The sequence below is a fragment of the Streptomyces sp. NPDC101110 genome (genome assembly GCF_044759525.1).
Classification (GTDB): domain Bacteria; phylum Actinomycetota; class Actinomycetes; order Streptomycetales; family Streptomycetaceae; genus Streptomyces.
Genome location: NZ_JBIVZM010000008.1, coordinates 313477 through 325562 on the forward strand (window position 1 = coordinate 313477; position 12086 = coordinate 325562).

10 protein-coding genes are annotated in these 12086 nt (G+C 70.9%); 3 read left to right on the forward strand and 7 right to left on the reverse strand.

Features of this window, described 5'->3' with window-relative positions; translation table 11 throughout:
- Nucleotides 1-17 precede the first annotated feature (17 nt).
- From ACIQU3_RS21305 to ACIQU3_RS21315, 3 genes are read right to left on the reverse strand one after another with little or no spacing between them, the layout of a single operon-like run.
- Nucleotides 18-3524: a CHAT domain-containing protein gene (locus ACIQU3_RS21305; protein WP_403927076.1), complete on the reverse strand. Its 3507-nt coding sequence runs from the start codon at nucleotides 3522-3524 to the stop codon at nucleotides 18-20.
- A gap of 45 nt (nucleotides 3525-3569) precedes the next feature.
- Nucleotides 3570-4544, reverse strand: coding sequence for a hypothetical protein (locus tag ACIQU3_RS21310; protein WP_403927079.1), 975 nt, complete (start codon nucleotides 4542-4544; stop codon nucleotides 3570-3572).
- A gap of 7 nt (nucleotides 4545-4551) precedes the next feature.
- Complete coding sequence (locus ACIQU3_RS21315; protein ID WP_403927081.1) at nucleotides 4552-4941, reverse strand: hypothetical protein; 390 nt, start codon at nucleotides 4939-4941, stop codon at nucleotides 4552-4554.
- 75 nt (nucleotides 4942-5016) lie between these two features.
- Between ACIQU3_RS21315 and ACIQU3_RS21320 the strand changes: the two genes are divergently transcribed.
- The 3 genes from ACIQU3_RS21320 to ACIQU3_RS21330 all read left to right on the forward strand — a co-directional run bounded on the left by ACIQU3_RS21320 (nucleotide 5017) and on the right by ACIQU3_RS21330 (nucleotide 7625).
- A complete protein-coding gene (locus ACIQU3_RS21320; protein WP_403927084.1) occupies nucleotides 5017-5454 on the forward strand; it encodes a hypothetical protein in 438 nt (145 codons plus the stop codon).
- A 36-nt stretch (nucleotides 5455-5490) separates the two neighbouring features.
- Entirely contained in the window at nucleotides 5491-6150 is a 660-nt protein-coding gene (locus ACIQU3_RS21325; RefSeq protein WP_403927087.1) for an SMI1/KNR4 family protein, read from the forward strand.
- Between the two features lie 530 nt (nucleotides 6151-6680).
- The gene (locus ACIQU3_RS21330) at nucleotides 6681-7625 is read left to right on the forward strand and encodes a hypothetical protein (protein ID WP_403927090.1); all 945 of its coding nucleotides are present in this window, start codon (nucleotides 6681-6683) and stop codon (nucleotides 7623-7625) included.
- A 321-nt stretch (nucleotides 7626-7946) separates the two neighbouring features.
- Here the strand turns inward: ACIQU3_RS21330 and ACIQU3_RS21335 are convergent, their stop codons facing one another.
- The 4 genes from ACIQU3_RS21335 to ACIQU3_RS21350 all read right to left on the reverse strand — a co-directional run bounded on the left by ACIQU3_RS21335 (nucleotide 7947) and on the right by ACIQU3_RS21350 (nucleotide 11863).
- Nucleotides 7947-8330 carry a hypothetical protein gene (locus ACIQU3_RS21335; RefSeq protein ID WP_403927093.1) on the reverse strand — a complete coding sequence of 128 codons (384 nt, stop codon included), beginning with the start codon at nucleotides 8328-8330 and terminating at the stop codon, nucleotides 7947-7949.
- Nucleotides 8327-8512 (reverse strand): hypothetical protein, encoded by a 186-nt coding sequence (locus tag ACIQU3_RS21340; protein WP_403731392.1) that lies wholly within the window; start codon nucleotides 8510-8512, stop codon nucleotides 8327-8329. The genes ACIQU3_RS21335 and ACIQU3_RS21340 overlap by 4 nt, the downstream gene beginning before the upstream one ends.
- A gap of 1108 nt (nucleotides 8513-9620) precedes the next feature.
- Complete coding sequence (locus ACIQU3_RS21345) at nucleotides 9621-10736, reverse strand: hypothetical protein (protein WP_403927095.1); 1116 nt, start codon at nucleotides 10734-10736, stop codon at nucleotides 9621-9623.
- Nucleotides 10737-11383: 647 nt separating this feature from the next.
- Nucleotides 11384-11863 carry a hypothetical protein gene (locus ACIQU3_RS21350; protein WP_403731398.1) on the reverse strand — a complete coding sequence of 160 codons (480 nt, stop codon included), beginning with the start codon at nucleotides 11861-11863 and terminating at the stop codon, nucleotides 11384-11386.
- Nucleotides 11864-12086 lie beyond the last annotated feature (223 nt).

The following is a 12086-nucleotide window of genomic DNA, read 5'->3' on the forward strand; positions in this document are numbered from 1 at the left end:
CCGGCGCGGACGGGCGCTCACGGACCGATGTGGATGTGCGCTCCCCACAGCGAAGGGAGCAGCGGATACTCCGTGTGCGCCTGCCGGACGGCCGCGTGCAGCGCATACGCGGCGCCGTGCGGGAGCCGGCCGTAGAAGGACTGGGCGACGCGCGGGGCGATCTCGTCCGTCACGGGCCACAGCGTGCCCACGACATGACGGTATCCGGCGAGTTGGAAGGCGCTGGTGATGTGGATCGCCTCGTCCGCGAGCTCGGGGCGGGTCCCGGAGGTGGAACAGCTGGAGAGGTACGCCAGGTCGGCTCCCGACGGTCGCAGCGCGGAGATGTCGGCGACGGTCAGCGCCCTTTCCATGTGGTCGTGGGTGAGGATGCGCGAAGCGGAGGGGTCGTGCGGATCGGTGACGGCGTGGCAGACGAGATGGACGTACGGGCTGGAGCGCAGACCCTCCCGCACCCGCTCGCGGGTGGCCTCGGCGCCGGTCAGCAGGGCTGCCCGGGTGGTTCCGGGCAGCAGCGTCCGCACCGCCTCCGCTTCGTGCGGGGCGTTCGGCAGCGGCGCTGCCCCCGGCGTGTCGCGGATGGCCACGACCAGCGGCGGCCGCGCGCCTGACGGGGCGGGTTCGGGACGTCGGCGCGCGTGGTGCAGGGCGCCGACGGTCGGGGTGTAGGAGGAGACGGCGAGGTCGAGGGCGCAGCGCGGCCGGTCCCTATCGGCCCGGGCGCCGTGGTAGCCGGCGGCGTGCAGCGGCAGGAAGGCCAGCGTGCCCTGCGGGCACCACCAGACCCGCCGGGGCGGCTCCCCGGGGGCGGGCGGTTCGGTGTGTCCGAGACGCTGAAGCACGGGTCCGGTGATGGTGTCCCACAGCCATTCCAGTACGCCGGAGAGGGTCTCCTGCGCGGACCAGATCTCCTCCAGGGAGGCTCCGGGCCGGGAGGCGGCGCGCGTGGCGTCGAGGAAGACGGCCACCTGCTCGGCCACGGTGCCGGAACGCACCTTCAGCGGCAGGACGTCGATCGTGCCGTCGGCCACGATGACGGCGTCGCAGCGGATGCTGATGTTGAGGAGCACGACGGGTCCGTCGCCCGCCTGGCGGAGGATCTCCTCGGCCGGGGGCGGGCGCAGGAAGCCGTCGAATCCCGGCAGTGCCCGGATCCGGCCCAGCAGTCGCTGCCATGCGGCGGCGTGGGCGCGCCGCCGTTCGGCGGCCTGTTCGGTGGTGGCCGTCGGTCCGGAGGGGCCGGCCGGCCCGCCGGTCTCCTCCTCGCGCAGCCGCAGGAACTCGTCGGCAAGTGCGGGTGCCTGCCGGCGCAGCCGGTCGAGGTCGAGATCGCGGGTGCGCAGCAGCCGGCCGAGGAGCACTCCTCTGCCGTGTTCGAGAACTTCCAGGGCTTCCCGGGGCCGTCCGGCCTGGAGGGCGTAGGCGGCGGCCTCCGCAGCGATGCCCGGCAGACGGGCCAGAGCGTGCTGCTGGTCGCTGCGGGTGAGGCTGCGCGTCGCTAGCTCGGGCAGCAGCGACGTGGCCGTGCGCAGGGCGCGCCACGCGGTCTCCCAGTCCTCCAGTACGCCGGACACCTGCCCCCAGGTGACGTGGGCGGCGAGCCGTTCGCGCACCGGGGCGGAGGTGACCGTCGTGATGTCGCGGGCGACGGTGAGGGCCTCGGTGAGCAGGTCGCGGTCCCCGGTCCGCAGGTGCAGGCTGTACAGGCCCTCGGCGAGGGCCGTGCCGGGCTTGCTGCGGTCGGGGTCGTCGCGGGGGCGGTCCCGTACCACGGTACGCAGGAGGGCGACGGCCTCCTCGAGGTCGGTGAGGTCGTGGCTGATCTCGTAGCGGCTGCGCAGGGACTGGGCGAGGTTGTATCCGCTCACCTCCCGCTGCGTGGGGAGCAGGCCCATGGCGTGGCGTTGCAGGCCGATCGCCTCGTCCAGGTCTGCCGGTGTGCCGCCGGCGTGGTCGAAGCGGGCGAGGAGGGCGCGGGCGAGGTTGCCCATCGCGGCCGCCCGCAGCTGGGGGTTGGCGGCGTCGAGAGCTTGCCGGAAGGCGCCGAGCGCCGGGCCCAGCGCCTCCGGACGGGCGGTGTGGAAGAACCGGGCAAGGTGGGTGTCGCCGAGCAGCATGAGGACGACCGGACGGTTCGCATCCCCCTCGGGCAGAACCAGCAGGGCCCGGCGGCACAGTTCGGCGCACCGGTCGAGATCCGTGATGTCGCCGTGGACGCCGAAGCGCTGGTTCAGGCCCGCGGCGAGGCTCACCTGGTGGAGGGCCCGGCGTGCCGCGTCCAGGCCGGTCCCGGCGGCCACTGCGTCGCGGTGGACGGCGATCGCCTCTTCGAGGTCGGCGAGGTCTCCGCGCGCCGAGTGCCGGGCCCGCAGGGCGGCGGAGAGTTTGGTGCGCAGGCCGCAGGCGTTGTGGTGCCCGATACCGGGCGTGTCCACGGCCGCTCGGAGCAGGACGACGGCCTGGTCCAGGGAGGCCGCTTCCCCGGTCAGCTCGTACCGGGTGTCGTACGCCGAACCGAGTACGCCGGTCAGCACGGCACGTTCGGCGCTGTCGGCGGGCCGGCCGCCGACGGCGCGCCGGAGCACGGCGATCGCCTGGTCGGCGAAGTGGGGCCGGCCGGTCGTGACGGCCCGGTCCAGGAGCGCGTCGGCGGCATGCAGGGCGGCCTCGCCGTGGTCGGTGGTGCCGGGATCGGTGTTCGCGACGGCGCGCAGGCGCAGGGCGATCACCGCGTCGAGGTCCTCCAGCCGGCCGGTGGTTTCGTAGCGGTCCTGTACTGCCTGTGCGAGGACGCCGAGAAGGGCCTGCCGCTGCTGCCCGCGGTCGGCGGGCAGCAGCGCGAGAGCCCGGGAGTGGGCGTCGATGGACTCGTCGCGGTGGCCGGGATCCCGGGTCGCCTCGTGGAGCGCGCCGAGCGCGGAGCCGAAGTTGACCAGCCGGATCGCGAGGTCCTCCTGTTCGGCCTCGGGCGTGAGCTGTACGGCCTGGCGATACAGCGCCACGCACTCCTCCAGGTCCCCCCGGTCGCCGGTCAGGAGGTTGCGGTCCAGGAGTGTTTCGGCGAGACCGGCCAGTTGGGCGGCGGCCTCCAGCCGGGCGCCCGGTCCGCCGGACAGTGCCCGCCGCTGCCACTCGACGGACTCGTCGAGGTGAGCGGGGTCGGCGGTCGCTCCGTACAGTCGGCGCAGGGCGCGTCCGAGCCCGTAGGCGTAGGCGGGCCGGTAGGGGTGGCCGGCGGGAGCCTCGGCGAAAGCCTGGCGGTACAAGGCGACGGCGTCCTGCAGCGGGCCGGAGCCGCCGGTCTCCTCGTACGTCAGTTCCTCGGTGTAGGCGAGGTTCCGGAGATGGACATGCCGGTCGGGGGAGTGCGGGCCGAGGGAGGCCACGGTCGTGTGGAACACGAGCCGGGCCCGTTCGAGGGCGGCGGGGTCACGGGAGCGGATGTAGTCGTCGAGTTCGCGCAGTCCGCGCTCGTGCAGAGCCCGGACGCGATCGTTGCGGCGGTGTTCCCCCATCGCTGACATGGGGCCACGGTAGGGCGCTCCGGCGCGGGCCGGTGCCTCAACGGGTCAGACGGCGGGCGGTACTTCGGGGTGCTCGTAGGTGTCCGGCGGCGGCAGCCCCTGTCGCCAGGACGCGCACAGGGCCGAGGCCCGCGTGCGCTCCTCGTCGAGGCCGGCCGGCAGCGGAAGGTGCAGAGCCCGCAGCAGGTCGAAGCGGTGCAGGTCGAATGCGGTGTGTACGGCCTCTCCGTAGGCGACGGCCGCCTGGACGGCTCCGTGGTAGGCGAGGCGGGCGACCGCCAGCGGGATCAGGGCGAGGGCGAGCCACCACCCGCTGGAGCTCAGCAGTACGGCGGCGGTGAGCGCGGTGGCTCCTCCGGTGACGGAGAGCCGCACGGCACCGTCGAGGGAGTCGCGGGAGTCGTCGACTAGGGCACGCGACCGGTCGCCGAGGACCGGGTAGAGCCGGGGCCAGGCCACCGCCGCGTCCCAGCCGTGGTCGCGGCCGGCGGTGTCGAAGGTGGCGGTCAGCACGTTGCCCAGGGCGGTGGGCCGGACGAGGTGGTCGGGCAGCGGGTACCGGCGGCGCAGGCGTGCGGCGGACGCACCGGCCCGCTGCACGGCTGCCGCCGTCACCTCCGCCGGCGTCGCGTCGCCCGTGGCCGGAAGCAGGACCGTACGGCGTTCGAGCCGGGCCTTGCGGCGGCGCTGCCGGGCGCGGCACAACCCCGCGCCGAGGGCGTCGGGCCAGCCGCCCTGGAGCAGCCGCACCATGGCCAGTTGCAGAGGCTGGAAGACGACGGCGACGACGGTGATGCCGGCGGCGATGAGCACGATCTCGCCGACGCCGAGACCGGCAGCGGTGCGCCAGGCGCGGCGCATGGACAGGGCGCCGCCGGGGGCGCCCGCCCAGACCAGCCACAGGATGCTCAACGCTCCCGCGTAGGTAGGGAGATAGGAGACGAGGAAGAACCGTCCCGAGCTGCCCGAGGCGAGGCCCGCGGGTGCCGTGGCGACGGCGGCGAGGCCGGCCTGGCTCATCGGCGGCTCACCACAGTTCCATCGGCCCGTGGCCGTCCGTCTCGCACGTCGGCCGGTACCGCTCGTCGTAGAAGGCGGTCCAGGCCGTCCGCTCGCAGGACGGGCAGCGGAAGCTCAGCAGCGTGTACTGGGTGGATTCGACCGGCTGGCGGCCACGGTCCTCCTCGCCCGCGCCCCGCACCACCCCGAGCGCGCGCACGGTGCTCAGGTGGGTCTGGGTGGTGACCCCGACGACCGTGCCGCCCACGACGAGGACCACACGGTCCGGCGTCGGCCGGGTCGCGAGCAGCAAGCCGAGCGCGTCGGCGGTGTCGTCCAGTGTGGCGCCGTCCGGTACCTCGAGCCGCATGGCGCCGTCCGGCGCGGCGCCCGATCCCACCAACATCGCATACTTCATTCCGGCTCCCCCAACGGCTTCCGCTCGGTTCCCAGTCTGCCCGCTCGGTGCGGTCGTTCAGACGGTTTCCTGGAGATGGTGCAGCCGGTGGGCCATGGCGGCGGCCACGCCCCGGCCGGAGAACCGCCGCGGCGCCGGGCACCGTGTTGGCACCGTGTTTACGACCCGGACACCGACGACGACGTCGTCCGGGCCGAGCTCGCCGCCGAGGCGGAGGCCGCCGCCGAACGGGAGGCCGTTTTACGCGAGGCGCAGCGGATCGCCGCCCGCGCCTATGAGCTCAAGGCACTGCGCGAGCTCGTCACCCTGAAGGACGGCCGGCTCTACGAGGCGCTGCGCGGCGGCCGATTCGTGCTGATCACCGGTGGGGCCTACGAAGACCCCGGTAACAGACTCCAGGGGCCCGAGCATCGTGACCGTCCTGCCGACAACGTCACCAGCTGCAACCAGGCCGGCGACTGCGCCCTCAGGCAGGAGCTCTCCAGACCCTCGGATGTGTCTCTGCCGGACTGATCGGTAGGGTCTCGGAGACGAGAGAAGAGATCCTTCATGGACTCCCGGATATCCCGCATACGCTCCAAGCTGGCGAAGATGCCGTACCAGGCCCAACGAAGCCACTCCGTGTGCGGAGAGGGCCACCAGTTCCGCCTTGGCCCACGCGTCAGCTCTTCAGAAGCCGACGCCTTCGAGGCGGAGCACCACATTGCCCTGCCGGCGGCCTACAGAGCGTTCCTCATCGAACTCGGGGGCAGCGGTGCCGGCCCCTTTTACGGCCTTCTTCCGCTGGAGAAGTGCAGGCTGTTCACGATGAACCGGAAGCCGGTGGACGGCAGTCCGAGGGGATTCACTCATGTGGGCCACCCGTACGCGCTGCAGGGTGACCTGTTCCTCCACATCATCGAGATGGGCTGTAGCGATCTGTGCCTCATCGGAGTGACCGGTCCCCTTGCCGGCCGTGTGGTGACCGGCAACGCGGACGGCTTCTGGTCTCCGAACGTCTCCTCGGCACGGGACTTCCTCAGCTGGTACGAGCGCTGGCTCAACCACATGCGGGACGGCAAGGACAACGCCGCGCTGGGGCTGTCCTCCCCGGCGATCGTCGCGAGCCCCAGTGAGTCCCGAAGCCGTCCACCAACGACTTCCGTTCTCGTGTACGGAGCCACTGGACGAAATGAGAGCCGCCGGCGCCCAGTCCGGCGAAGCGGCTGACAAGGGTACTGACCAACCAGAGACCGCGGTGATCGGCGAACCGCGCTTCCACGGCTGCAGGCTGCTGCCGTTAGGACCACCGGGTCATGTCGGTGTCACCTTGGGGGACCAGGGCGAAGGCGACGTAGTGCGCCGGCTTTTGCCGTGCCGCCTCGACCGCACGGCAGTGGCGCGGCGGGCCAGGCAGGGATACGGCTTCCTCGGCACTGCCGCAGCGGCCGCTCGTGCCGTCTGGCTCCGCATGCGACCGGTCGGACGAGTTTCCTGGTCACTGTCGAGCCAGCGGCGTACCGCCAGGCTCAACGGCAGCTCGTCCGGCTTCCCCATCGTTCCCTCCGCCACCGCCTCGACCCACCGCCGCAGCACCTGGAACCGGCGTGGCGCCTCTCCCGACCGACGCGCTCCGGGGGCATTGGAGTGGCGGGTGATCGGCCCGGTGGCGTGGCTCCCGCGCGGGCTCGCGGTGCTTCCTAGGGTCGGCGAGGGGTACGGCACGGGGCCGACCGATGGAGCACACAGGCGGGTGGGTCATGGAACGGATGACGGCCGGATCGGCGACGAGCGGCCGCGGGTCGGCCCGGAGGTGGTCCCGGCGGCTGGCCACCGCGCTGGGACTGGTCCTGCTCTGCGCGTTGCCCGCCGGGGCGACGGACGCCGTCCGGGCCGGTGACGCCCGCACGCCCGTCGGCCCGGCCCCGTACGTGTCCGACTACGGCGGCAACCGGGTGGTGACCCTGTCCGGGTACAGCGGTGAACAGGTCACCGTCCCGCTCGACGGCCTGGTGCGTCCGACCGGCATGGCCTTCGACGCAGGCGGCCGGCTCTATGTCTCCGACACCGGCAACAACCGGGTCGTCGTCCTGCCTCCGGACGGCGGGGCGCAGTCGGTCGTACCGGCGGGCGATCTGTCGCGCCCGCTGGGTCTCGCGGTCGACCCTGCCGGGAACCTGTACATCGCCGACAGCTTCAACGACCGGATCGTGAGGGTGGCCGCCGACGGCGGGGGCCGGACGGTGCTGGCCACGGAGGGACTGCTGCACCCCTGGGGGCTGGCCTGGGCACCCGACGGCCATCTGTATGTCTCCGACTTCGTCAACGACCGGGTCGTCAGGGTCGCGGTGGACGGCGGCGGCCAGCAGACCGTGCCCACGACGGGCCTCTCCCAGCCGACCGGACTGGCACTCGGCACCGACGGCGACCTGTACGTCGCCGACAGCGGCAACAACCGCGTGGTGAAGGTCGCCACCGGAAGCGGACGGCAGAGCACTGTTCCCGTCACCGGACTGAACTCCCCGCTCGGACTCGCTCTCGACGGCAACGGCCACCTGTACGTGGCCGACGGGTTCAACAACCGTGTGGTGCGCGTCCGCGAGACGGGAGGAGGACAGGTGACACTCGCCTTCACGGGCCTCAGCACACCGACCGGTCTGGCCTTCCCGCCTGCCCCGGACGGGCCGGGGTACGGAGAGGACTGACAGGGCTCGAGCCGCGTGTTCGCAGCGACATTGATTGAGGCAGTGCCGGGCACTGAGTTCACAGCGACCCCCTCCTGGCTGATGGGGGGGGCGGGCTTCCGAGCGCGTTGCTGCACTGGGCGCGGCCGCTCGCCTCGCGTGCGGCCGCGCCCAGGCTGATCCGCTCGGCGACTTGCCGGGACTGATCCCGTCGTTGGGCGGAGTCCTCGCCCGGGCACCTGGTCTCCTCCCACCTGCCCCTGCCGCTCAAGGGCGAGAGCCTGTGAGATTGACCTACCGCCCTCCGCCAACGGGGCGCGGAGGGCGGTGTGGCCTGCTCACCTACCCGGCCGTCAACACCTCCAGAGCGGCAGACGCGGCGCCCACCACGGAGGGCCAGGCAGGGGAGGCCAGAAACCGTTCGTCCGGCTCGTCACGGCCGACCTCGTCCAGAGCACCGGTCAGTTCGCCGGCCAGTCTGCTCATGGCCTCGACCTCCGCCTCGCCGGCCAGGGTCCTGCCGAGCGCGGTCCGCGGGTCGGCGAGCACCGTGGTGTCGTCGTAAAGGATGTTGACGGTCAACGTGAGGTCGTCGTAGTAGTCCGCCGACGGGTACTCGCGGTCGACCCATACACGCTGCTGGTACGCCGGATCCGCCAGAGCACGTACGGATGCGATGATCTCCGCACGCATCTCGGGGAGCGTGATGTCATGTCGTGCTGTCACGGCTTGTTCCAGGCCTTCCACTTCAGCCATTCATCCAGGGGGATGTGGGCTGCCCGCGCATTATCCTTGATGGAGCCGCAGACGTGCTCCCGGGACAGGTCGCTGCAGGAGTCGTGGCCTTCACCGGTGTGGACGAGGCCGATGGCATGGCCTGCCGGGCCGCTATCTTCGAAACGCCTCATGGCCAGGACCCGGCCAGTAGGGCGTGGATGGCTCGTGCTGCTCGATTCGCCCGGCTGGAACCGTGGTCACGGCGATCGCCGCACTCGGTGCCGTTTCCGCCGTCATGCGTCTCCGACGCAAGTGGAACACCCAGGCCAGGGACGGGGCGAGATGCTTCTGTTTGCCCACGTCGCCCCCCGGAGCCGCTCCAGCGCCCCTTCATCCAGGCTGCACCAGGTCGAATACGGTGAGCGTATGATCCTCACGAGGTTTTGCAACTGTGGCTAAAAAGAAGAACAGGCGCCCGGCCAGCGGGTATCAGCTGCCACCACACGTGGAAAGGGCACGCCAGGCGGCCAGCAGGGCAGCGGGGTGGAAGCCGCGTCCGAAGCCTCCACAACGCCGAGTGATCCTGGCTATATTCGGCATATCTCTGCTGTGCCTCGGTATGACTGCCGCCTTCTGGTTCCCTTCACACGCCTTGGTAGAGGACCTGCGCTCCAGGGGCGTCACTTCCGCTGCCACCGTCGTCGGCGTCGACTCCAGGCCCAAATACATCAAGGTTCGCCTCGTAAGCGGCCCTCGGGCCGGAGAAGAGGTCAAGATCTCGGACTACGCCGGGATGTATCCCGATGCCCACCGTGATGAGGCAATGCTCGTCACGTACGACCCTCAGCAGCCGTCCCGGGCCCTCTCCCGTGCTTGGGCCGAGAATCCGCCGGCGAATCTGCCGGCGTACGGAACGTCGGCCCTGACCCTGCTGTGCCTGAGCCTCACGACTGCGGCAGTGATCCGTCGTGTCCGCATCCTGCGCAGGTCCGGCTCCGGCGCGCCGCCCGCTTCCCAGGCCGGGAGGAACGACTCCCAGCCCAGCACCGCCCCGTCCCTGCACAGCGACTGATCGAGACCAGCGGGCTCACCAGGGCGGCGGTGCTCCACGCACCTGGTGCGGTCACGAGGAAACCCGCGCGCCTTCCAGACGGGATGGCGTGACGCCCAAACGGTTCCCTCTCACCCAGGATCCCGAACGGCGTCACAGGTGAGTGGTGGGGCCTGGTGGTTACTCCGTCCCCGCCTGGCGAAGGGCGGGAAGGCTCACCATCACCCCCGCGAGCATTCGGTCACGGTCTAGCGCAGCCGGCGGACGGCCTGGGCCTCGGCTCGTTCCACGGCGCTGCGTCCATGCGTATGCACCAGGGCCAGGTGGAACAGGGCAGGGGTGACCGGGGCCCAGCGGCGGACACGGTCGGGGCGCAGGAGGTGGCGCACCACGTCCGCCGGGCGGAACGGCACGTACTCGATGCTTTGGTGTTCCCACCGGTCCGCGACGCCGTGTGCGATGCGTGTTCGCAGGGCCTGACCGGTCAGGGTGGTGAGGTGTGCGGTGAAGTGGGCGCTCCACTGCCGGCGTTCGACGTCGAGGACGAAGGCGAGCATGGTGAGCTTGTATTCGTGTGGCTCCAGGGAGAGTTCCTCGCGCATGCCGCGGCGCGCGACGTCGTGCAGGTCGGGCGCGTTGCGGCCGGCGGAGTCGATGTGCCGGGAGAGTCCTTCGTTCACCGAGGAACCCCACAGGCCGGGTCCGGAGCGTACGTGGTCGGCGCGTCTGGTGATGACGAGCAGGTGGTCGGCGGTGATCACGGCTACGTTTACGCCGAAACTGCACTGCAGGAAGGCCGGGGCGGCCAGGGGGTGGTCGGGGTCGAGGTAGCGCTCTCTCGGGGTGCCCCCGTCGGGCAGTCTGCGGTCGAGTTGCTGTGCCGCGAGGAAGGTGAAGTAGTCGGTGGGGCGCAGCCGCAGTCGGACGTCCGGGTGTTCCTCGAGTCTGGTGCGGGAGATTTCCAGGCCCTCGACGGCGTAACGGGGGCCGTTCCAGATGCGCACACGGGTGCCGGTTGTTTCGGCCTGTTGTTCTTCCTCCTCGATTTCCGTCCGCCACGGCGCCATGTCGTCTGGAAGTACCACCTCCCCGTCCAGCACCTGGACCCGGACCGACTCCGGCGCGATGGCCTGTTCGCCGTCGCCTTCGACGATGAGCGCCGACGTGTGCAGTGGCCCGATCGAGAAGGTCGTCCATGTGGAGAGCGGGGAGCTGCCCGGACGATACGTCAGGCTGCGCACCGTGGTGGCGGATTTGCGTCGGACCCTGAACCAGGCGTTCTGGAAGGGCTCTTGGAACAGTGTGGCGAAGATGATGCCGAGGGCGGCCCCGACTATCCCGTTGACAAGATCGATTCCGGTCACAGGCCCGCAGCGTATAGCGTCACCGGCGGCTGCGCTGTCTCTCGACGGCCCGGGAGCGAGGACTGCACCACGGCCTGGAGGCTGTGGTGGGTGTTGCGCGACCCTGCGAAACCGACCTGCGTCGGCCAGGCCGGCTGGATCCCTTCGGGGTGGTCCACGGGGTGTTGTGCCGCATCCGGCCGGGGGTGCAGTGGCGGGATTCCGGTCGGAGCGATACGGGGCGTGCAAGACAGTTCACGAACGGCATCATCGCTGTTCGGCGGAGGTGGGAAGGGCTGTTGCAGCGCGCCGTCGGCGGCATTGGCTGGGACATTGCTGTCGACTCCGCGACCGTGCGGGCGCATCGCCATGCCGTGGAAGCACGCAAGATGCCGCCACCTGCCAAAAGGGCTCCCGCAAGCAGGTCAGGAACGCTCGGATCTGGGCCGAGCTGATCGATCTGCTGGTGGAGGTGGTGCGGGAGGTGAAGCATCCGGCCGCTCGTTGCCCGCCCCTTCGGCCACGCATGGCAGCCGACGGATCGTCCCCCGTGGATTCGCCGGTCGAGGGGAAGAAGATGGTCTTACCGCGCCCGGCGGGGCCGGAGGGACGGTGAACGGCCCGGAGGTTCGGGTGAAGCAACCTCGGTGCCGATTCCGCGGGTTTCGTTACTTGCCGGCTGCCGGGTCGCCTTCGCCGAGGCCGATCCACCAGTGTCCGTCATCCTTGACCAACAGCAAGTTCTGCCGCTGCCCGGTTTCCTCGTACGCCACCGTCACGGGGGTGAAGTAGTCGACGGGCCCCTCCAGCACAGTGACCTCGACCTGCCCGCTCGCTGCTTTGCCGTACTCGCGCACCTGCTTGGCGGCGGCCGGTCCGGGCTGTTTGTAGGCCGGCCCTGCGAGCTCGGCGAGGGCCTGGGCGTCGCCGTCTTTGAGGCGTTGCACATAGACCCGTATGAGAGTGTCGACTTCCTGGGCCGTCTCCTGTACGTCGGGGTACACGGACTTCTCTGCACGCACGGTCACATCGACTGTCGGTGAATTGGCCAGGGCATAGGGTGCCCGCAACCAGTTCCACCACACCGCCGCGGCGATCCCGGTCACGATGAGTACGCCACCGCACAGCAGGATGACTCGCTTCTTCACGCTTCTTCCCCTCACTGCCAGTTTGGCTTGACGCGGATGAACGGGTAGTCGGTTCCCTTGTGGGGATGGCGACGGCGTTCCCGGTCACCCCGGGCTCCCAGGGACGGCGCCGCCAGTGCCCCGGTCACAGCAGTCGCTGGTCTGTCGTCCGTGACCAGCGGATTCCCGATTCGCGGGTCACGAACTTGACCTTGACACGGTGGCAGGGTTTTCACTTGGGCGC